Raw genomic sequence first — 22,470 nt, forward strand, 5'->3', positions numbered from 1 at the left:
GAACACTTTCATTCAGTAAACATAATGATGTCACTTTAAGTAATGATAAAAAGGAGTTGTTGGTGGTTAGATTAGAGAAGAACGATCCGTTAATGTTGGCACGCCAGCTACCATTAAAAGCAGTTGCCCTGATACTTGCGGGCGGGCGCGGTACACGTCTGAAAGATTTGACCATCAAGCGCGCGAAACCGGCTGTTCACTTTGGTGGTAAGTTTCGTATCATCGACTTTGCGCTCTCCAACTGCCTGAACTCGGGCATTCGCCGTATTGGCGTCATCACGCAGTATCAGTCGCATACGCTGGTTCAGCATATCCAGCGCGGCTGGTCATTCTTCAGCGAAGAGATGAACGAGTTTGTCGATCTCCTTCCCGCTCAGCAACGCGTCCACGGCGAGAACTGGTACCGCGGAACGGCGGATGCAGTGACGCAGAACCTCGATATCATTCGCCGCTATAACGCAGAATATATTCTAATCCTGGCTGGAGATCACATCTACAAGCAGGATTACTCCCACATGCTGATCGACCACGTCGAAAAAGGGGCGCGCTGCACCGTAGCGTGTCTGCCTGTGCCCGTTGCTGAAGCGACGGCGTTTGGCGTGATGTACGTGGATGCGGACGACAAAATTATCGACTTTGTTGAAAAGCCGGCGAACCCGCCAACCATGCCCGGCGATGACACCAAATCGCTCGCCAGCATGGGGATTTATGTCTTTGATGCAGATTATCTTTATGAGCTGCTGGAAGACGATGACAAAGACGCAAACTCCAGCCACGACTTCGGTAAAGACATCATTCCGAAAATCACGAAAGCTGGCATGGCGTATGCGCATCCTTTCCCGCTGTCCTGCGTGCAGTCCAACCCCAATGCGGAACCCTACTGGCGCGATGTGGGAAACCTGGATGCGTACTGGAGAGCGAACCTCGATCTGGTGTCAGTCGCGCCTGAACTGGATATGTACGAACAGAACTGGCCGATTCGTACCCATATGGAATCGCTGCCGCCGGCCAAATTCGTGCAGGACCGCTCCGGCAGCAATGGTATGGCACTGAACTCGCTGGTATCCGGCGGGTGCATTATTTCAGGCTCGGTGGTGGTGCAGTCCGTGCTTTTCCCACGTGTGCGGATAAATTCATTCTGTAATATCGATTCGGCAGTCTTACTGCCTGATGTCTCGGTAGGACAGTCATGTCGTCTGCGTCGCTGCGTTATTGACCGTGCCTGCATCATCCCTGAAGGGATGGTGATTGGTGAAAACGCGGAAGAAGACGCGCGTCGTTTCTACCGTTCAGAAGAGGGGATCGTGTTAGTCACACGGGAAATGTTGCAGCAACTGAAAATAAAACAGGAGTAATGATACCGATTTACATCTTCTGCAGTTATGTAATAAACACGACACACTTAAGGCCAGGAGCGCAGCCAATCATGACAGCTAAAATGTCAGGTCGCGGACATGGTTTTAGTCGAAAGTGTGTCCCGTTTTAGTAATGCTTGATATAAGAAGACTACATAACAGATATGAACGCTCCATTTAGCTACTCTTCACCCACGCTCAGCGTTGAGGCGTTAAAGCACTCCATCGCCTACAAGCTGATGTTCACCATCGGGAAAGATCCGGTTATCGCCAGCAACTACGAGTGGCTGAATGCCACCCTTTTTGCGGTGCGTGACCGTTTAGTTGAACGCTGGCTGCGCTCCAACCGCGCCCAGCTCTCGCAGGAAACGCGTCAGGTTTACTACCTGTCGATGGAATTTTTGATTGGCCGGGCGCTGTCCAACGCGTTGTTGTCGCTCGGAATTTATGACGACGTCAAAACCGCCCTGGAAGAGATGGGGTTAGATTTAGAAGAACTGATCGACGAAGAGAACGACCCGGGCCTCGGCAACGGCGGCCTGGGGCGTCTTGCCGCCTGCTTTCTCGACTCTCTGGCGACGCTGGCGCTGCCGGGCCACGGCTACGGCATCCGCTATGACTACGGCATGTTCAAACAGAATATCGTCGACGGGTGCCAGAAAGAGTCGCCGGACTACTGGCTGGAATACGGTAACCCGTGGGAGTTTAAGCGCCACAATACGCGCTACAAGGTGCGCTTTGGCGGACGTATCCAGCAGGAAGGCAAAAAATCCCGCTGGGTCGAAACGGAAGAGATCCTGGCCGTGGCCTACGACCAGATTATCCCCGGCTATGACACCGATGCCACCAACACGCTGCGCCTGTGGAGCGCCCAGGCCAGTAGCGAAATCAACCTCGGTAAATTCAACCAGGGGGACTACTTTGCGGCGGTGGAAGATAAAAACCACTCCGAGAACGTGTCCCGCGTCCTGTACCCGGACGACTCGACCTACTCCGGCCGCGAGCTGCGCCTGCGTCAGGAGTATTTCCTCGTCTCCTCGACGATCCAGGATATCCTCAGCCGCCACCATCAGCTGCACAAAACCTACGCTAACCTGGCGGAGAAAACCGCGATCCACCTTAACGACACCCACCCGGTGCTCTCCATTCCGGAGCTGATGCGCCTGCTGATTGACGAGCATAAGTTCAGCTGGGATGACGCGTTTGAAGTGACCTGTCAGGTATTCTCCTACACCAACCACACGTTGATGAGCGAAGCGCTGGAAACGTGGCCGGTGGACATGCTCGGCAAAATCCTGCCGCGCCATCTGCAGATTATCTTTGAGATTAACGACTACTTCCTCAAGACGCTGCAGGGGCAGTACCCGAACGATACCGGGCTGCTGAGCCGCGCGTCCATCATTGATGAATCAAACGGTCGCCGCGTGCGCATGGCCTGGCTGGCGGTTGTCATCAGCCACAAGGTCAACGGCGTGTCCGAGCTCCACTCGAACCTGATGGTGCAGTCGCTGTTTGCGGATTTCGCGAAGATCTTCCCGACGCGGTTCTGCAACGTGACCAACGGCGTCACGCCGCGCCGCTGGCTGGCGCTGGCCAACCAGCCGCTCTCTGAGGTGCTGGACGAGAATATCGGCCGTACCTGGCGGACCGATTTGAGCCAGCTGAGCGAGCTGGAACAGCACATTGATTTCCCGACGGTGAACAAAGCCGTGCGCGAAGCCAAGCTGCTGAACAAAAAGCGTCTGGCGGTCTGGCTGGCGATGCACCTCAACGTGGTGGCAAACCCGAAAGCGCTGTTCGACGTTCAGATCAAACGCATCCACGAATACAAGCGTCAGCTGATGAACGTGCTGCACGTAATCACCCATTACAACCGTATCAAGGCCGATCCAACGGCCGAATGGGTGCCGCGCGTGAAGATCTTCGCCGGTAAGGCGGCCTCTGCCTACTACATGGCGAAGCACATCATTCATCTCATCAACGATGTGGCGAAGGTGGTTAACCAGGATCCGGACATTGGCGACAAGCTGAAGGTGGTGTTCATTCCGAACTACAGCGTAAGCCTGGCGCAGATGATCATCCCGGCGGCGGATCTCTCTGAGCAGATTTCTACGGCGGGTACGGAAGCATCCGGCACCAGTAACATGAAGTTTGCTCTTAACGGCGCGCTGACCATCGGCACGCTGGACGGGGCGAATGTCGAGATGCTGGAGCACGTGGGCGAAGAAAATATCTTTATCTTCGGTAATACGACGGAAGAGGTGGAGGCGCTGCGCAGGAAAGGCTACTCGCCGCGTCAATATTACGAAGAGGATGAAGAGTTACGTCAGGTGCTGACGCAGATCGCGACCGGCGTGTTTAGTCCTGATGAACCGAGCCGCTACCGCGATCTGGTGGACTCGCTGATTAACTTTGGCGATCACTACCAGGTGCTGGCGGATTATCGCAGCTACGTGGACTGTCAGGATAAGGTGGACGAACTGTACCGTCAGCAGGAGAAGTGGACCAGCGCCGCGATGTATAACATCGCCAATATGGGGTATTTCTCGTCTGACAGGACCATCAAGGAGTATGCCGAGACGATCTGGCATATTAAACAGGCACGCCTTTAAAGCAAGCATTGTGTTAAGGTCGGCAGAGCATCAATCGAGCAGTCAGACGGAACTGAACCATATACGGGCCAGCGCTTCAGTATCATCAGGCTTGTGCCTGCGCCGACGATCCTGCAAGTTCTTCGACATGCCATACAGTTGCGCACGTGAGACCCGGAGACAACAACTGACAAGGCTTATTCGCCATCCTCCGGCAACAAGGGCACGTGCGCTATCCACTTTTTTTGTCGGCCATATTCAACGGCTTCTTTCAGCAGCTCGTTTTCCATGGTTTTCTTGCCGAGCAGACGCTGCAGCTCTTTGATTTGCTTCATCGCAGATGCCAGCTCCGAAGCGGGTACAACCTGTTCACCAGCGGCAACGGCTGTGAGGCTGCCTTCCTGATATTGTTTACGCCACAGGAACAGCTGACTGGCAGCAACACCATGCTGACGGGCGACCAGCGACACGGTCATTCCGGGTTCAAAGCTCTGCTGAACAATGGCAATTTTTTCCTGAACGCTGCGCCGTCTGCGCTTCTCAGGACCTAAAACATCAATCATCCGGACTCCAACGACTAAATAGCTGCGCCTAATACCGCTACACTTTTTCCAGTCCATGCTGTCCTCCCGGGAAGGGACTGACGGTTTCCATAAAATGACGAACCTTTTTCAGTAGCTGCCACATTGAACGGCACTGATGATTACGCGTTATCGTGTCATGCAGCGCCTGCCATAACCGCTCAACATGGTTTACCCACGGTGAGTAAACTGGCTGATAAATCACTCTGAACTTCGGGTTCCCTTTCAGCCACCGCTGTGTTTCATGGCTTTTATGGATAATGTAGTTATCCACGATGAGCGTGATGGTTTTTGCCCGTCGATATGTGCCTTTCAGGTGCTTCAGCAGGCTGATGAAGAGTGCCGAACTCTTGCTGTTTCCACCCACATAGCTGACTTTGCCCGTGCCGCTGTGCAGCGCTCCGGCCAGATAGTATTTTTCATTCTGCCCCGGCGTTATCACGCGTTTCTGTTGTCCGCGCAACTGCCAGTCTGCACCGATTTTGGGATTAAGGTGGATATCCACTTCATCCTCATAAAAGACCGGGTGTTCTGCGCTGCATTCGTCCAGTGCTTTATGGATTGCCGCCATCTTTTCGTCCTTATGCGGATCGCGGATACGCAACGTTGGCGCAGCCCTGCGCCATACCAGTCCGGCAGAGGGCAACCAGCGACGCACAGTGCCTGCATGCAACTGACACCCGGTTATCTCATTGATTTTTATTGTCAGTAATTCGGTGCTCCAGCGTGAACGTTGATAACCAAAATCGCCGGGAGAGTGCTTTATCAGTTCACGTAACAAGGTGCAAATATGCTCAAAAGGCCAGCGTCGGGAGCGTCCTGCCGGTAAGGATTTGAGGCCTTCCACACCCGATAACGTGAACCAGTTAATCCAGCGTCCAACAGATGAACGGGCGCAACAGAGCGTTCTGGCAACGCAACTAACACTGTTACCCCGGTGCAGCATCAGCATAGCGGTGAGTCTGCGGGCATAATTTTTATCGCGTGTTTTATGGATAGCTTTTTGCATCAGGCGGCGTTCGTCGCGGGGTATTGGTGCTATGATCGGCATCGCTCAGTCCGGTTGGTGATTTGTTTTGATTTGGCGATTGATCAGATCGCACAATTCGGGCTGAGTTCCCTTTAAGTGATCTACTATTCGGCGCAGCTATTTAGTCTAAAAACTAGTATTAAGACTATCACTAACTTAAGTGATACCAACTGTCTGGAGATTCATGGGGCCGCCCCATGACTTGCGTCACAGATTGACAGGGTTGAACATATTTTTCAGGGCCATACTGACAAAAGGTGAGTTTGAGCATTATCAGTTAAGCAACTTACAGGCTTTTTTCGGCCCGGCGCTGATTAATGCTTACCATAAAGAGAAGGACATCCCGTCCCTTGGGTTATTTATAGACAGACAATGCGAGGAATATAATGAATATTATCCAACCCGGACATTTGACAGTGATGTCAGTTTCGTTTATTTTTGTCAGGATATTAAGGCGCTCATAAAGGAGTTTGGGGGTAAATTTCCTGTTGAAAAAGGATGGTCTTTTTCCTTCAATGAAATGGATAGTTTCCCCTTTCTTATTCATGAGGTGGAGTATTTAAAATCATTACACCACAATATGAACGCAAGTAAATGTGAAAAGGTTCGACTGAAACACCAGTCAGCATGGGACTATTACTGTCATGAATATGGTTCATTCCTGGATTTTCTGACAGGAAACGACTTCTGTCTGGATGAGTTATGTCCGGGCGTTAGCTTTCTGGAAAGGAAACAGTTAATGATGAATGAGATTCGTTATTTCCGTAGTTTATAAGTTTTTACAGATAATTCCAGTAATATATCGTATATGAACAGGTGAGGCAGTAGAGTTATTTTCAGGGATAAAATATATTTCGGTGAGTCTATTATCCCAGAATAAAGAGTTCAAAGCTGGATTGCGCAGATATATGCGCCGTGCGGCGATGGACAGGAAGTACTTCGCTTCAGTCCTTGCGGGCTGCGGGGTTTCGTAATCTTGTCTGTAAACAGATTTTTTAAAGGGAGGTTGAGTTGCATTCTGAAATTTTTTCTGTCGAATTTATTGAAAAACTGAAAGGTATCTCTGTTGAAGATGATGTTGAATTCAATTTTTTGAATTAGGAGGTTCCGGATATCTCGAAAATCCAACAACGGATTTGATGGCTTTGTTTATGGGAGCCCAGAAAATTGTGCCACCATGGTTGCTAAAAGCATTGCTATGTTGTCTGGATGATTCCCTCGATGTTGATGAAATTGATTTCACCTCTCTGGAATTAATTAGAGAGGCCAGAACAGATGATGGCAAATATCTTGATATTCTTATCAGACATGATGAATTTATCATAGGTGTTGAGCATAAGGTTTTGGCTGATACATATAATCCTTTCCCCAGCTATGCAAGTCTGATTGATAGTTACGGCGGCAACAATCAAAATCTATTCCGTTGTATATTAAAGCCAGATGGAAACTGCGCCAAAGGCTTAGACGGTTGGCAACTGATCAATTATTCACTCCTGCTGGAAACCGCCATCCGACGTCTGGGGGGGGGAGATGATGAATCAAGAGTTCAGAAAGTGGGCTGTTTTTTATCAGGAGTTTTTAAATCATCTTAAAAAATTAAGTGAGGTTAGTATGGATAAGATATCTGATAAAAATGTAGAATTTGTTACTGCAAATTTCTCGGCTTTAATCAAGTCTGTTCAATTGCTGGAAATGTACCAGAATGCTATCGCCGGGGAAGCTAAATTGGTTGTGTCCGAAGTGCTGCCTGATATAAATATAGCAACGGCTATTAATAACTTGAAGGGATTCTATAAAGAAATTCATCTGATGCCAGTATGCTGGGGGCAGGGTAAAACAGGAGTTACACTAGGCTACCGCCCTAATGAGGATGGGCGAGATGAAGCAGAGTTCTACGTATCTGGTTGGGTACATTCAGATGATTATTCTGAAATTAATGCACTAAAAGAAGAAATACGAGTTGCTTTAAGTGCTGGTAATTTTATTCCAACTGCCAACCCTGAAGACTATGAGGTTTCAATTAAATTGAAGGGGCAACTACTTGGACTGAGTTTTTGGGGGAATACGAGAAGTAAAAAAGATGCTCTGGTACTTCTCAAGGATATGACCAAGTGGATGGACTCAAAGATAAGAGCATGAATAAATCTCAGTGAATGAGAGCAGAGCTTTTGAAAATGGATTGATTAAAATGAAATTTGAAGTGACTAACACATAGTAGTTGGAATAAACGGAGGATATTCAAATGATTTATCAGTGTGATACGTGTAGCAGAACTACGTTTGAAATTAGTTGTCCATGGTGTAACGGTATTTTACCTTTAAAAACGTCTGCATGGGGTTCAGCATCATCGAACTCACAAGCAGCAGATATACAACGAATGACACCTTTGAATCCTTCGTTTTATCCTGAGTTTCAGTATCGCTCAAAGGGGGTGCTGAAAGATCTGTTCGGAAAAAAGAAAGAACAAAATCAGCTTAATCAGTTGCTTGAGAATGTTCTCGAAAAATACACCAGTTTAAAAGATCCATATTTTACTAACTTCATTCACACTTCCAGATTTTCACATAAAAATAAATCGGAAGCAGATTTCTCAACAGATAATGGTATATACTCCGAATTACAACTTTTCCGTGAGGTATTGGTCAGGAAAGGGTTCAATGAGCTTGAGGAATTACCTGAGCTATTAGATAAATTGCTCCTTACCACGTCATTTAGCGCTCTTTATTATGGTTTCGCTAAGGAAGTTAAACGGCATATTAAATCTACACTTACTGAATCCCTTAAGTCATGGATTGAGGAAGCTGGTACCACTTTTCGGGCAGATCTTTCATTATTTCTATTCTATATATGGAGCAATAAGATAGAGTTCTCATCAGTAGAATTCAATGAAAAATCGGATGCCACACCTGGTATCCCTTTGGTTTTATTTGATGAAGTTAAAAAATACTTGGCTGTGTGCGAACGTATTTATTTTGATATTCTGGTTGATAGATTAGCTACACGGCTTGAGCATTTTAACCCTAATAAATTCGTCACCATGTATTTAGTCGATGCAATGGACGGTTTCCAGTTCGAAGATTTCCTTGTAGAAATATTCCAGATTATGGGTTATGACGTCAAAGAAACCAAGAGAACGCAAGATCAGGGGGCTGATCTTTTCGTCACTCGATTTGGTAAGGATATGGTTATTCAGGCGAAAAATTATTCTGGTTCTGTAGGTAACTCGGCGGTGCAGCAGGTGATCTCTGCTAAAATGTTCTATGGTTGTGATGAAGCGATGGTTGTGACTAATTCCTACTTCACACGTTCTGCCAAACAGTTAGCTGAATCAGCCTTGGTACGTCTGATCGACAGGGATGAACTGCAAAAGTATCTGGATGATTACAATCAGAAGATAATCGAAGATTTCCAGTCAAACTCGTAAATTTGCAGCCCGGCGTTTTTCAAGACAGTTGTCGTTTTTTATGCTGCCCGGCTCCTGTACCGGCACAGGGATATTGTCGGTATGCACTTTCCCCGGCATCAGCACATACTGGCGCAGCAGCTCCCAGAGCGGCTCCAACAGTTCGCTTACCGCACCGCACCAACGCCCCAGCGTTGCACGACTCAGCTCCACACCCTGACGGAGGTATATCTCCGACTGGCGATAGTGAGGCGTATGTTCTGCGAACTTCGCCGTGACGATGCGTGCCAGCAGACTGGGGCCAGCGCAGCTGCGTTCGATGGGTTTTGACGGCATGGAAGCTTGAACGATGTGGTCACACCGGCAGCAGACCAGTTTTGGCCGCTGTGTTTCGATAACCTTAAAAGCGCTGATGATAAGCTCCAACTGTTCGGAGACATCACAGCCGAGCGGACTAAGGTGCGTATTCCGCTCTGATCGATCCCCCAGTGGCAGGAGAGCTGGCAGCACGGGTTGAGAGTATTCGGCGGTCACAACAGGAACAATATCGTCACGGATAATGTTCGGTGCCTGAGGCTCATCAGATGGCGCATCAACCAGATGACGATAGCGCTGACGCCAGGTGAAAAGCAGGTTGTCATAAATCCCGTTCTGGCGGGCAAGTTGTGCCACACAGGCACCGGGTTGAAGTGATCGCTGAACCAGGTCGAGTTTGAACTGTATGGAGTAGGTTGCCCGCTGGCGTGGGGCTGTCGGTTCTGTCATCGCCGTATTAAAGGTTCGTCGACAGACGTCGCTGACGGGGCGCTTACGATCCTGATGAGATTTTTGCAAGTATCCCCCGCGTCTGCGGGAATGAACCGATGTGGCGGATATTCTCGGGTAGAATGCTCGAATCATAGCCAAATGATTTCCACTCGCTTCATGAATGACCAGTACCTTTCTTCTCCACAATCTTCCCTGTCGTATTGTCCATCCGGTATTTCGAAATTGTACCGTCAAGAATGTACTTGATCACACAGAGCACAGTCTCTAAAGGCGCATGAAACCATTCGCGGGGATGATAAGTTTGTCCATCTAAACCCCGTAATGTGATATTGAGCCGTTGCTTACCTAAAAAACCGTGAATAAGCGTTTCAAATTTGTGAGTGTTGATATTGAAACATTGCGTTGTCATGACTATACGAACGGGTGCTTCGAGGAATGTTTTATCTTTTTCAGCGTGTTTGATGCGCTCTTCGATAGTTCCTTCGGTAAAGCCAATTTTATACAAATCAGGTTTAAAACGTTGAAGAGCTGGCTTGTCGCTACGCGTGGCAAGGACATAGATATATCCTGTCGGAACCGGAGCTTCATCAGGACGAATTGCCTGTCCATTTAAAACAACTTTACGACCTTCTGTATCTCGTACCAGACCATGCGTAAGTGAGAGGAAAAGCATATTCATCTCAGTTCCGTTTTCAAACACCAAATGTAAACGTGCATTCCAGGGAGCATATTCCTCCAGTCGCTCACCAACTTTATCTACATAGCCCATAACCCCATTGAGGATAAAAAAATCACCTTCATGAATTTTTAACTCATGGCGGAAGCGAACAAATGAAAACGCTCCCGTTTTCAGACCATTTTGGACTGTCTCAAACAGTGGGGAAAATCGATAAAAATCTGGGCACGGCTGTCGTTTGGCAATTTCGTCAGGTTGTATTTTCTTTTCAACCGGAACATGTTTTAACGTGAAAATATCGGGCTCAGCAAATGAGAGCAATCCATCATCGTCATCAGCAAAGATATCGTCCAGAGAGGTGACCAACTCCGACCTATCAACCTCGACGAGAGGAAGTGAGAATGATACAGATGATTCAAGGGTATTCTCGTTATTTTCACCTGCGAGTAAGCCATGAATATCAAATGGCTGCAGCATCTTGCGATATTGCTTGTTATCCTTGAGAGCCCTCAAACGCTGTGCTAGCAACGTTTCCTTAAATTCCTCCGAATCGGATAGAGGTGGACGCCCATGAACCACATAAAATGCATTAATCTCTTCTAATCTGCTTACAGGCAGATTACCCGTAGGAGAATATATTTTTAGTGGTTCAACTACGAGTAAACCAAGATCGTCCGGTTCAGAAAAAATATCATCTATTGTCACTTTTTGACGAGCTTGAAGAGGTGAAAGTCTGAGCATAAGTTACGGTTCCTGTCGCACAGTACGCTGTTGTTTCATTTTTCGGATGTAAGCTAACGCTTCTGCATAACGAACCTCTATTGCGTCACTGGCATTCAGCGATGGCTCCCTTTTATGCTCACTTGCAAACGCTTTAATTCTTGGCCAGAGCATCACAGCTTCTTCCTCAGATACCTGCGCCTGATTCGCTCTGACTGCTTCCTGAATAGTTTTTAACATCGTCGCGGTGACTGATTTTGATAGAATCTCATAAGCACCGTGGAAAGGATTTACCGCATCAATTAAGTCAATATTCAAGTTTTCAATATTGATGAATTTATCACCCATTTTTATAAACTGATTGTTTACGTTTAATGAATCATTCGAATTGCCGGAACGCTGACCTTGGCCGTTATCAATGATGGCATCCGACGGCAAATCGGCTTCATCAACTAGCCCACCACATTGGCCTACAAAAAGACTCTGCAAAATACCGCTGCGAACCTGTTCTAGTTCGTATTGAGTCAGGTCAGGGTGAAGCGTTTGTATAACCGATGGTAACACTACCTGAGTAATTACCTCAGGCGGTGTTGACTCGGAAATAGCCTCTTTAACCACCTGCTCATTTGCCATTAGCGCAGCCAGGATCTCGTTTTTACCGCCGTTAAGGATTGTTAGAACCTTGTCTGATACTGGTAGTGCATAATCATCAACCAGAACCGTATTGGCAGGTAACGGCTCGCCAGTCCATTGAGATCGTGGTTTAAATTGAATACTTGGAGCCATGATCTGCTCCATCAACAACGAAGTGGTGATGGCTTTAAGCATGTTGTTTACTGATACTTTAACGTCATCATCTTGAGCATCAGGCTGAGCAATAAGGTTAGTAAACTGTGCGTGAGTTTTGCCTTCACAATCCCGTGTTGCACGCCCAATTATTTGCACAATTTCTGTCATTGAGCTGCGATAACCAATGGTCAGCACATGTTCACAGAATGGCCAGTCAAACCCCTCTTTCGCCATACCTAACGCAATAATGATATCCATATCGTCAACAGAGTGGATATTACGCAGATACGCCTGTACTTTCGGTCTTTCCGCCGGGTTATCATCTACCAGATTCGCTACGCGCAACAATTTGCCATCGCTTTTGCGTTTCACTCGATAAATACCGGTATCTGGCTCTTGCAGTTGCACCTCTCCCAACGCATCCAGGATGGCATCAACCTCGGCATGTTTATCTTTCGTTGATTCGCCGGAATTAATATTGGGAATATGGATGATGGTTTTCTTGCTGGCATCCAGCACCGAAGGTAGTGCCTTGATGTACGGCCCCTGATAAAAATGGTAGCCAATGCCCAAAGATTTTAAATACTGATATCCATTGAGCTGTTCGTAGTAGGTATAGGTCACTTTCGTGAACTGAGCCTCATCTTCGGGTTGCAGAATGGGTACGGTATCCCCTCGGAAGTAAGAACCCGTCATTGCAACAATATGTGCGTTGGAACCTTTCATCAGGGCATCAATCAGATTGCCCAAACGGTTATTTTCATCCGCTGAGACATGATGGAACTCATCAATTGCAACCAGACAGTCATTAAACGATTCAACGTTCAGCTTATCGAAAGCAAAACGCAGAGTAGCATGAGTACAGACCAGAATGTCGTCAGGACTCGCCATAAATCGTTTAAAGGCTTCAACCTTCCCAGCCTCTCCACCGCCAATGCACAGATTATTTTCAGGTTTTACTTTCCAGTCAGCAAAGAAACCGTGCTTAGTAAGTTTAGTATCTTTAAACGATCCTCCGATAGACATTTCAGGAACCGCGACAATGGCTTTGCGTAACCTCTGATTAACAAGCTTATCCAGGGCAAGAAACATCAATGCTCTTGATTTACCCGACGCTGGTGGGGCTTTGATAATCAGATAAGGGCTGTTACGCTGCTCAAAGGCTCGTGCCTGCATTTCCCGCATACCAAGCTCATCAATACACGCACTTTGTCCGGTCTGCCCGTACGTAACCTGTAAAATATTTTCCACAATTCAATCCTCTTTAGGCCTTAGCTGGCAGATCGGAACCTTATGCCTTAGTCATAGCTTCGTAGCGTTCCAACAGGAAGCTCAAACGCTCAGTGGCGTCCTTAAATGGCTTGTCACGATAAAGTCGATCAACGGCCCGATCCAGCGTCTGGTGGGCTTCCAAAAGATCCGCAGGCATTTTCAGCGGATCATACAACTCAGCTAGAGTATTTTCTGGGTAATTTTCCCGCATCAGTAATACTGTTTTTGCCAATGCAATAAGCGAATTACGCTGTTCATCAGTCACGCTAGGCCAAGGGAAGGAGTTATAAACGACTGTTGCTGAATAGCGGTAGCGACTTTCAAGACGACCTGCCACTAGCCGCATCCAGTCGTTGTGCATTATGGAGGTCAGGATAGCAAACTCGTACAAAGTGCCATTCGGGAGAATGTAATTCAGATTAGTTGAAATTACACTGGCATCATAAAAGCCAATAGGAACATAGGCTCGTCGCTCTGATGAAACACTAGGTATCAGAATATAATCATTTGGATTATTTAAATCTCTAAATTGATGAGGGCGCTCAGCCATTTTCTGAGCGCCTTTGTCTGGGCTTTTACGCCTTGCTTCTGCTACTTTTTGTACTCGGTCTAAGACGAGCGGCATCGACTGAAGCTCTTTATTGGTAATATCTGCCAACCATAAACACCAGCGCTCTTTACCATTCAGAAATTCATCCGCTCCCATAACTCTTTTAATCCAGGGGGCAGCTTGAGGCTCCAGTCTTAGCAACATATCACGTTCACGACGATCCATTAGCAAATGACCACCATCGGTAGGCTTATTTCCAAACAATAGCTGGGGAACATTCTTTACCATCGGTTTTTTTTTTGCCGACACGGCTATGTTACTGCCTTCAATCAGATAAGGGCTAATGTTGTTCACCAGCTTACTGTGCCAATGCCCGTCTACCTGCTGGTAGAGTTGACGCGTTTTGCTTCGTCCTGATAAACCAACAATAACCACATGCACCGCTGCTTTATCACGAGCATTATTTGCCCATGCAAAGGTAGGGTAAGCGAAATGAATACTCAGTCCCAACTCGAATATAGAAGGCCATAACGTTGCTACCTGCTCTCCCTGACATAAAGAGTTTGTAGCCACCAGTGCCAGCTCAGCACGGCTATTCTGAATATATTGCGCTCCCTTCCAAAACCAGCAGGCAACAAAATCTAGGCCACCTAATGATTTGAAGCCGCTAAATACAGCCTGCATATCAGCACGCTGTTGATCAGACCGACCTAGCGTCCCTAAAAAAGGTGGGTTGCCTATCACATAAACCTCATCATCAACCCCTTTTGGACATACTTCCTGCCAATCTTTTTGCAGGCTGTTACCGCTCCAAATTTTACCGGATGATCGCAACGGCAACGCTGGTGGTGCTGAACCAATATGTTCTTCCCACTGTTTATTTAACTGATGCTCTGCAAGCCATAAGGAAAGACGGGCTATCTCACAGGCAAAGTCATCGATCTCAATACCATAGAACTGGTCGAGATGAATCCTGCTCATAAGAAACGATTGCGGATCACTCTGCAATAGAGCCCTAATAACATCCATTTCCAATAGACGCAGTTCTTTATAAGCAACAATCAGAAAATTACCGGAACCACATGCTGGATCGAAAACCTTAATTTCGCCCAAGCGAACCAGTAATCGTTTAAGACCATTAGTATTTGTACGCTGCTTTTCCAATTCGTTACGCAGTGGTTCAAGAAACAGAGGTTGTATAACCTTCATTATGTTGCTGTAGGAGGTGTAATGCTGGCCTAATCGGCTACGCTGCTCTACATCAATCACAGCCTGAAACATGCTGCCGAAAATGTCGGGGTTAATCTCACTCCAGTCCATTGCACTGCATTCAAGTAAGATACGTCTGCCCTTCAACCCCAGCTCAGGAACAGGTTCATCGCTGGCAAATAAACCACCATTAACATAGGGGAACGTAGTGAAATGAATAGGAAGTGACTGCCGTAATGGACTATCCAGCTTGCTATTCATCACAGTAAATAGGCCCATTAGGAACTGATCTAAATCGCTTCCATCCTCAGCTGTGTAACTCTTAACTGCGGAAGTAAACTGACCTTTTTCAAAGATGCCAGTGTCTTCGGCAAAAAAGCAAAACAACAAACGAGTGAGGAAAACATTAAGCGCGTGGATGTCTTCTGCTTTGCTTAAATCATTACGCTCCTTGATAAGATCAAACAGCTTGCCCATTTTTTCAGCGGCTTTCACATCAGCCGGATTTTCACTATTGAGAATAGCCTTCTCCAGCCCGACCAGCGGTAAGAAAAAACCATAGTTACGTGGTAACTCTTCAAACTCAATATCGAGACGTTCCTGTGTCAGAGTGTCCCAGGCTAAAAAGCGAACAAAATTTGTTATTAGAACAAAGCGGATCTTATTTTTTGCAACCGCCGCATCGGCAATACGTTGGTCAAAAGCAGATTCAAGATCATCATTATCCGCTACTGGCTGGTAGTAGAGTTTATTTTTTAATGCAACGTGTCCTGGCTCTTTCGCAACATTACGCGCCCCGCCTTGCCGAATGAGACTTAGGGTAGCTTTAGGGAACTCAAAAGCAGTTAAAAAGCCGTAGATAAATTCGTCTTGCTCAGGATTTTCAACCAGTAGTTCGAGATGTTCAAAAATTTTCGCCTGATTAACAGCCATTATTTTTCCTAAAAAATACAATACCCGTAGAGGATGATGCACTCATTCTAACCGAAGAAAATTTTATCAAGTAGTTCCAATGCGTTACCTCGATTGTATCAAAAAAAAAAAACTTAAGCCCTATGCCTGCCACCGTAGGGTGGCAGGCTTTGCTCATAGTACTTAACCCTCAGCGGAAATTAATCCCAAGACAGCCAGTACTACCGCTTAGCCTCTAGTTTGCCAAAATCAAACGGGCTTACCCCCTTTCCCCGATTAGCATCAAGAAAATCAGCCCACCATTGCAGCATCAGCCTGCGTTCATCCAGAAATTCCGCTTTATGGATATAAGCCGCTCGTACGCCGTTGCGTTCCTGATGGCTCATCTGGCGTTCTACAGCATCCTTCGACATAGCCCTGACTCAATTAACGAACTACAAGCCATTCTACGGAAGCCGTGGCCGCAAACCTCAACCTTAGTATCATACCCCACAACCCGTAGCGCACTGTTTACGGTGTTCTCGCTCATGGGTTTGAAGGGTAAATGATCGCCAGTAAATATCAGTTTATGCCCTCCGTTGATCACCTGTATTTCTTTGAGAAGTTCGACAGGCTATCGGTAAGAGGGATAATATACGGTGTGTGAATTTTTGAGCTCTTCAGTGAAATGTTTCCCCCTGGATCGCTTCACGCTAAAGTCCATGCAGCGCGGTAAATATGCCAGAAGGCTATAGAACAAACAAAAAATTAAAGAATGGCGTTCTCCACACCTTCAGGTGCGGAGAACAACCACTAACTGTTTGTCGATGAACTGAGGAGCTTGTCAATATAATCAGCGTACCACTGCATCATTTCCCGTCTGCCCTCAAGGTACTGCGCATGGTTGTAGGTACCCCGCACCGCGTTCTTGTCCACATGTGCGAGCTGAAGCTCAATCCATGCCGAACTGAAATCATGGTCGTGGGTGAGGGTGCTGAACGCATGGCGAAATCCGTGGGCGGTAGTGAAGGTATGCCAGCCAGCCTGCTGAAGAAACTCGTTGATGCACTTCCGGCTGCGCGGCTGGTCACTGCGGCGCGCGCCCGGCAGAACGAAGTGGGACTGACGTGCAGCGGTACGTAATTTTATCTCTGCCAGCAATGCCAGCGCCTGGCGTGAAAGGGGCACGATATGCGGCCGGCGCATTTTCATTCTCTCCTTCGGAATTTCCCACAGGGCACGGGTGAAATCAAATTCATCCCAGGTGGCCAGGCGAAGCTCCCCGGTGCGCACGGCCGTCAGTGCCAGAAGCCGCGTTGCCAGCGCCATCAGGTTTTCTGAGGCTTCCATCTCGCGCATGCATTCTCCCAGCTGTTCCCCGGTCAGCGTCCGGTGGTGCTGGCGTTCAGGCGGAAGCAGCACGCTGCTGAGTGCCGAGGCCGGATTGACGGTGGCCCGGCCTGTTGCGATGGCGTAATCAAATACCTGAACACAGGTCTGACGGGTTTTGCGCAGTGCTTCCAGCTTGCCCTGCGTTTCAATAACCCGCAGGGCATTCAGTATCTCCAGGGGACGGATGTCCGTCACCGGGCGCTCACCTATTGCAGGAAAAAGGTGATTTTCGACTCTTGCCCGCTGGTCTTCCAGATAGCGTGGCGTCCATCGGCGTGCCATATGCGTGAACCATTCTTCAGCAAGCGTGCGAAAGGTGCTGGCGATGCTTTCCCGGAACGCCTGCTTACGGGCCTGTTTTTCATATGAAGGGTCTTTCCCTCCGGCCAGGAGTCTGCGGGCCTCATCTCGCTGCTGACGGGCCTGAGCCAGGGTAACGGTCGGGTAGACGCCAATCGTCAGTTTCTTTTCCTTGCCCGCAAAGCGATACTTCAGATTCCAGTAACGGGCCCCGGATGTTTTGACAAGCAGGTAGAGTCCCTGACCGTCGGTAAGCTTGTAGTCCCTGTCGGCAGGTCTGGCCGACTCAATTTGTCGTACGGTAAGTGGCATGAAGATAACCTGAAAATAGCCCCTGAAATGGCCCCCAAACGCAGCATGATGCCGGTAGAGCCCGGTTGACGTTCAGGGAAGGTAAACGGGTGATGAGGCCTTATAATAAGGCGATACTGAAAAGAAAGAGAGAGGTCTGTTGATTTGTGTTGAATTCAACAGACCGGATTGGATCCTCCCTGTGGGAGAGGGCCGGGGTGAGGGCATCAGACCCCACCCCGCTTCAAATTGGCCCAACCAATTCCCCTTTTCTTCCTCCCTTGGTTCACAATTCCATTATTTTCGCTCACAAACTCATTGCCTGACCATAACATTTGGTTAACCATTTGTTGTCATTAACCCTACAACACAACATTGGCAGGACCACTTTTACACAGACTGTGACGCAGAGATGAGCGGAGACTCACCCGCAACGCTAACTGTGTGGTCCCCAGGAGACCTGCATGAGCCTCTGGCAACAAAACTACGATCCGGCCGGGAATATCTGGCTGTCGAGCCTGATCGCATCGCTTCCGATCCTGTTCTTCTTCTTTGCGCTGATTAAGCTCAAGCTGAAGGGCTACCTCGCCGCGACCTATACCGTTGCCATCGCCCTGATGGTGGCGTTGTTCTTCTACAAAATGCCGGTCGATCGCGCGCTGGCCTCCGTCGTCTATGGCTTCTTCTACGGACTGTGGCCGATTGCGTGGATCATCATCGCCGCCGTCTTTGTCTACAAAATCTCGGTAAAAACCGGGCAGTTCGACATCATTCGCTCGTCGATTCTCTCCATCACGCCGGACCAGCGTTTGCAGATGCTGATCGTCGGCTTCTCCTTCGGAGCATTTCTGGAAGGGGCGGCAGGATTTGGCGCACCGGTGGCGATCACCGCGGCGCTGCTGGTGGGTCTGGGCTTTAACCCGCTGTATGCCGCGGGCCTGTGCCTGATTGTGAATACCGCGCCGGTGGCCTTCGGCGCGATGGGGATCCCCATTCTGGTAGCCGGACAGGTGACCGGGCTGGACAGCTTTGAGATCGGCCAGATGGTGGGCCGCCAGTTACCGTTCCTGACCATTATCGTCCTGTTCTGGATCATGGCGATTATGGACGGCTGGCGCGGCGTGAAGGAGACCTGGCCCGCGGTGATGGTGGCGGGCGGTTCGTTCGCCATTGCCCAGTACCTCAGCTCCAACTTCCTCGGGCCGGAACTGCCGGACATTATCTCGTCGCTGGTGTCGCTGGTCTGTCTGACCCTGTTCCTGAAACGCTGGCAGCCGGTGCGCATCTTCCGCTTTGCCGATATGGGCGCGTCGCACGTGGATCAGACTCTGGCCCGCACGGGCTATACGGCCGGGCAGATCGTCCGCGCCTGGTCACCGTTCCTGTTCCTGACCGCCACCGTGACGCTGTGGAGCATTCCGCCGTTTAAAGTGCTGTTCGCTCCGGGCGGCGCGCTTTACAACATGGTGGTTAACATCTCCGTGCCGTTCCTCGACAAGATGGTCGCGCGTATGCCGCCGGTGGTGCACGACGCCACGCCGTACGCGGCGGTATTCAAATTTGACTGGTTCTCCGCTACCGGCACGGCCATTCTGTTTGCCGCACTCCTTTCCGTGGTGTGGCTGCGCATGAAGCCTGCCGCCGCAGTGCAGACCTTTGCGGCGACGATTAAAGAGCTGATGCTGCCGATCTACTCCATCGGCATGGTGCTGGCGTTCGCGTTTATCTCGAACTACTCCGGCCTGTCGTCGACGCTGGCGTTGGCGCTGGCGCATACCGGCCACGCGTTTACCTTCTTCTCGCCGTTCCTCGGCTGGCTGGGGGTGTTCCTGACCGGTTCCGATACCTCGTCAAACGCCCTGTTTGCCGCCCTGCAGGCGACGGCTGCGCAGCAGATTGGCGTGTCGGACGTGCTGTTGGTCGCCGCTAACACCACCGGCGGCGTGACCGGGAAGATGATTTCCCCGCAGTCCATTGCCATTGCCTGTGCCGCGGTGGGACTGGTGGGTAAAGAGTCGGATCTGTTCCGCTTTACCGTTAAACACAGCCTGATATTTACCTGTATGGTGGGCGTTATTACCACGCTGCAGGCCTATGTCTTAACCTGGATGATTCCATGATAGTGATGCCCAGACGCCTCTCCGACGAGATTGCCACTCGCGTGAGGGCGCTGATTGAAGAACAACATCTGGAAGCGGGCATGAAATTGCCCGCCGAACGCCAGCTTGCCGCCCAGCTTGGCGTGTCGCGCAATTCACTGCGCGAGGCGCTGGCGACGCTGGTTAACGAAGGGGTGCTGCTGAGCCGTCGCGGCGGCGGCACGTTCGTGCGCTGGCAGCATGATGACTGGTCCGAGCAAAACATCGTCCAGCCGCTGAAAACGCTGATGGAAAACGACCCGGACTACAGCTTTGACATCCTCGAAGCGCGTCACGCCATCGAAACCAGCACCGCGTGGCACGCGGCCATGCGGGCAACCGAGGCCGACAAAGAGAAACTCATCGCCTGCTTTGAGGCCACGCAAAGCAGCGACCCGGATATCGCCTCCCAGGCGGACGTGCGTTTTCACCTGGCGATTGCCGAGGCGTCGCACAACGTGGTGCTGCTCCAGACCATGCGCGGGTTCTTCGACCTGCTGCAGTCCTCCGTTAAACAGAGCCGCCAGCGGATGTATCTGGTTCCGCCGGTATTTGCCCAGCTGACCGAACAGCACGAGGCGGTGCTCAAGGCCATTCTGGCCGGTGATGCCGAGGCCGCACGCAAAGCGATGATGGCGCATCTCGGCTTCGTGCACACCACCATTAAACGATTCGATGAAGACCAGGCCCGACAGGCGCGTATTACCCGTCTGCCTGGCGACAGTGATATTTCCAGGGAGAACAAAGCATGATTATTTCAGCAGCCAGTGACTATCGCGCCGCGGCGCAGCGCATTTTGCCCCCGTTCCTGTTCCACTACATCGACGGCGGGGCGTATGCCGAATACACCCTGCGCCGCAACGTGGAAGATCTGTCTGAGGTGGCCCTGCGCCAGCGCGTGCTGAAGAATATGTCTGACCTGAGCCTTGAGACGAAACTGTTCAACGAAACGCTCTCCATGCCCGTGGCGCTCGCGCCTGTAGGCTTATGCGGGATGTATGCCCGCCGTGGCGAAGTGCAGGCCGCGGCGGCGGCGGATGCCAAAGGCATTCCGTTTACCCTTTCCACCGTGTCCGTCTGTCCGATTGAAGAGGTCGCCCCGACCATCAAGCGCCCGATGTGGTTCCAGCTGTACGTCCTGCGCGATCGCGGCTTTATGCGTAACGCCCTTGAGCGCGCCAAAGCGGCAGGCTGCTCCACGCTGGTCTTTACCGTCGATATGCCGACCCCCGGCGCGCGCTATCGTGATGCCCACTCCGGCATGAGCGGCCCTAACGCCGCCCTGCGCCGCTACTGGCAGGCCGTCACCCACCCGCAGTGGGCGTGGGATGTGGGTCTGAACGGACGTCCACACGATCTGGGAAATATTTCGACCTATCTCGGCAAACCAACCGGGCTGGAAGATTACATCGGCTGGCTGGCGAATAACTTCGATCCGTCCATCTCGTGGAAAGACCTGGAGTGGATCCGCGAATTCTGGGACGGCCCGATGGTGATCAAAGGGATCCTCGACCCGGAAGATGCCCGCGATGCGGTGCGCTTCGGCGCGGACGGGATCGTGGTCTCTAACCACGGCGGACGCCAGCTCGACGGCGTGCTCTCTTCTGCCCGCGCGCTGCCCGCCATCGCCGATGCGGTGAAAGGGGACATCGCGATTCTGGCCGACAGCGGCATTCGTAACGGGCTGGACGTGGTGCGCATGATTGCCCTGGGGGCAGACAGCGTGCTGCTGGGTCGTGCGTACCTGTACGCGCTGGCCACCAGCGGTCAGGCGGGCGTGGCGAACCTGCTGAACCTGATCGAGAAAGAGATGAAGGTGGCGATGACGCTGACCGGTGCGAAGACGATTAGCGAAATTAGCAAGGATTCGCTGGTGCAGGAGTTGAGTAAACTGCCTGCGGCGCTGGCCCCGCTGTCGCATGGCGACGCTGCTTAAGGTCTGATCCCCTCACCCTGGCCCTCTCCCCAAAGGGGTGAGGGGATGCTATTCTGCCCCCGCAATTAAGGGGGCAGCATGCTTAACATCGTTTTATTCGAACCAGAAATACCACCCAATACCGGCAACATCATCCGACTGTGTGCCAACACCGGCTTTCGCCTGCATATTATTGAGCCGATGGGCTTTGCGTGGGACGACAAGCGCCTGCGTCGCGCGGGGCTGGATTACCATGAATTTACTGCCGTGGTTCGTCATCACGATTACGCCACGTTTCTGGAAGCCGAAAAACCGCAGCGCATGTTCGCCCTGACCACCAAAGGCACCCCAGCGCACAGCGCGGTGAGCTATCAGGACGGGGATTATCTGATGTTTGGCCCGGAAACGCGTGGCCTGCCGGCCACCATTCTTGATGCCTTGCCTGCCGAGCAAAAAATTCGTATTCCGATGATGCCGGACAGCCGCAGCATGAATCTGTCGAATGCGGTGTCGGTGGTGGTGTATGAGGCGTGGCGCCAGCTGGGATACCCTGGCGCAGTACTGCGTAGCTGAAACATGTCGGGTGGCTTTCGCCACCC

At 50.3% G+C, this 22,470-nt stretch carries 15 protein-coding genes and 5 pseudogenes; 11 read left to right on the forward strand and 9 right to left on the reverse strand.

The window, feature by feature from the left end:
* Nucleotides 1-62: 62 nt before the first annotated feature.
* Nucleotides 63-1,355, forward strand: coding sequence for a glucose-1-phosphate adenylyltransferase (gene glgC, locus EXW94_RS12505; protein ID WP_174340246.1), 1,293 nt, complete (start codon nt 63-65; stop codon nt 1,353-1,355).
* A 164-nt stretch (nt 1,356-1,519) separates the two neighbouring features.
* Nucleotides 1,520-3,967 (forward strand): glycogen phosphorylase, encoded by a 2,448-nt coding sequence (gene glgP, locus EXW94_RS12510; RefSeq protein WP_174340247.1) that lies wholly within the window; start codon nt 1,520-1,522, stop codon nt 3,965-3,967.
* Between the two features lie 60 nt (nt 3,968-4,027).
* Here glgP and EXW94_RS12515 read toward each other — a convergent pair.
* Together EXW94_RS12515 and EXW94_RS12520 are read right to left on the reverse strand one after the other, a co-directional pair.
* Nucleotides 4,028-4,509, reverse strand: a pseudogene (locus EXW94_RS12515) (transposase); the annotation flags it as partial.
* A gap of 37 nt (nt 4,510-4,546) precedes the next feature.
* Nucleotides 4,547-5,578, reverse strand: a complete 1,032-nt coding sequence (locus tag EXW94_RS12520; protein ID WP_174339222.1) for an IS630 family transposase — start codon at nt 5,576-5,578, stop codon at nt 4,547-4,549.
* Nucleotides 5,579-5,741: 163 nt separating this feature from the next.
* On the opposite strand from EXW94_RS12520, the gene EXW94_RS12525 reads away from it, so the two are divergent.
* The 5 genes and pseudogenes from EXW94_RS12525 (at nt 5,742) to EXW94_RS12535 (ending at nt 8,981) form a co-directional block, all read left to right on the forward strand.
* Nucleotides 5,742-6,332, forward strand: coding sequence for a hypothetical protein (locus EXW94_RS12525; protein WP_174340248.1), 591 nt, complete (start codon nt 5,742-5,744; stop codon nt 6,330-6,332).
* Nucleotides 6,333-6,372: 40 nt separating this feature from the next.
* Nucleotides 6,373-6,531 (forward strand): annotated as a pseudogene (locus tag EXW94_RS28220) (ISAs1 family transposase); the annotation flags it as partial.
* Between the two features lie 165 nt (nt 6,532-6,696).
* On the forward strand, nt 6,697-7,149 hold the full coding sequence (locus EXW94_RS28225; RefSeq protein WP_254797835.1) for a PD-(D/E)XK nuclease family protein: 453 nt from the start codon (nt 6,697-6,699) through the stop codon (nt 7,147-7,149).
* Nucleotides 7,088-7,696 carry a hypothetical protein gene (locus tag EXW94_RS28230; protein ID WP_254797837.1) on the forward strand — a complete coding sequence of 203 codons (609 nt, stop codon included), beginning with the start codon at nt 7,088-7,090 and terminating at the stop codon, nt 7,694-7,696. Before EXW94_RS28225 ends, EXW94_RS28230 begins: the two co-directional genes overlap by 62 nt.
* A 103-nt stretch (nt 7,697-7,799) precedes the next feature.
* Nucleotides 7,800-8,981, forward strand: coding sequence for a restriction endonuclease (locus EXW94_RS12535; protein WP_174340249.1), 1,182 nt, complete (start codon nt 7,800-7,802; stop codon nt 8,979-8,981).
* Between the two features lie 36 nt (nt 8,982-9,017).
* Here the strand turns inward: EXW94_RS12535 and EXW94_RS28235 are convergent.
* From EXW94_RS28235 to EXW94_RS12570, 7 genes and pseudogenes are all read right to left on the reverse strand, one after another.
* Nucleotides 9,018-9,467: pseudogene (locus EXW94_RS28235) on the reverse strand (transposase); the annotation flags it as partial.
* Between the two features lie 81 nt (nt 9,468-9,548).
* Nucleotides 9,549-9,860, reverse strand: a pseudogene (locus EXW94_RS28505) (transposase); the annotation flags it as partial.
* A 22-nt stretch (nt 9,861-9,882) separates the two neighbouring features.
* Nucleotides 9,883-11,145 (reverse strand): GIY-YIG nuclease family protein, encoded by a 1,263-nt coding sequence (locus EXW94_RS12550; protein WP_174340250.1) that lies wholly within the window; start codon nt 11,143-11,145, stop codon nt 9,883-9,885.
* A 3-nt stretch (nt 11,146-11,148) separates the two neighbouring features.
* Nucleotides 11,149-13,164 carry a DEAD/DEAH box helicase gene (locus EXW94_RS28510; RefSeq protein WP_309232511.1) on the reverse strand — a complete coding sequence of 672 codons (2,016 nt, stop codon included), beginning with the start codon at nt 13,162-13,164 and terminating at the stop codon, nt 11,149-11,151.
* Nucleotides 13,165-13,204: 40 nt separating this feature from the next.
* On the reverse strand, nt 13,205-15,877 hold the full coding sequence (locus EXW94_RS12560) for a DNA methyltransferase (RefSeq protein WP_174340251.1): 2,673 nt from the start codon (nt 15,875-15,877) through the stop codon (nt 13,205-13,207).
* A gap of 200 nt (nt 15,878-16,077) precedes the next feature.
* A pseudogene (locus EXW94_RS28060) lies at nt 16,078-16,537 on the reverse strand (tyrosine-type recombinase/integrase); the annotation flags it as partial.
* A gap of 111 nt (nt 16,538-16,648) precedes the next feature.
* A complete protein-coding gene (locus tag EXW94_RS12570; RefSeq protein WP_174340252.1) occupies nt 16,649-17,839 on the reverse strand; it encodes an integrase arm-type DNA-binding domain-containing protein in 1,191 nt (396 codons plus the stop codon).
* A gap of 443 nt (nt 17,840-18,282) precedes the next feature.
* On the opposite strand from EXW94_RS12570, the gene lldP reads away from it, so the two are divergent.
* The 4 genes from lldP to trmL all read left to right on the forward strand — a co-directional run bounded on the left by lldP (nt 18,283) and on the right by trmL (nt 22,444).
* Entirely contained in the window at nt 18,283-19,938 is a 1,656-nt protein-coding gene (lldP, locus tag EXW94_RS12575) for an L-lactate permease (RefSeq protein WP_174340253.1), read from the forward strand.
* Nucleotides 19,935-20,708 (forward strand): transcriptional regulator LldR, encoded by a 774-nt coding sequence (lldR, locus tag EXW94_RS12580; protein ID WP_174340254.1) that lies wholly within the window; start codon nt 19,935-19,937, stop codon nt 20,706-20,708. Before lldP ends, lldR begins: the two co-directional genes overlap by 4 nt.
* The gene (lldD, locus tag EXW94_RS12585; RefSeq protein WP_120159840.1) at nt 20,705-21,892 is read left to right on the forward strand and encodes an FMN-dependent L-lactate dehydrogenase LldD; all 1,188 of its coding nucleotides are present in this window, start codon (nt 20,705-20,707) and stop codon (nt 21,890-21,892) included. Before lldR ends, lldD begins: the two co-directional genes overlap by 4 nt.
* Nucleotides 21,893-21,970: 78 nt before the next feature.
* The gene (trmL, locus tag EXW94_RS12590; protein ID WP_120159839.1) at nt 21,971-22,444 is read left to right on the forward strand and encodes a tRNA (uridine(34)/cytosine(34)/5-carboxymethylaminomethyluridine(34)-2'-O)-methyltransferase TrmL; all 474 of its coding nucleotides are present in this window, start codon (nt 21,971-21,973) and stop codon (nt 22,442-22,444) included.
* The last annotated feature ends 26 nt before the right edge of the window (nt 22,445-22,470 follow it).

Origin of the sequence: Enterobacter sp. JMULE2, from assembly GCF_013337145.1 — a bacterium.
In the GTDB taxonomy this organism is placed as follows: domain Bacteria; phylum Pseudomonadota; class Gammaproteobacteria; order Enterobacterales; family Enterobacteriaceae; genus Enterobacter; species Enterobacter mori.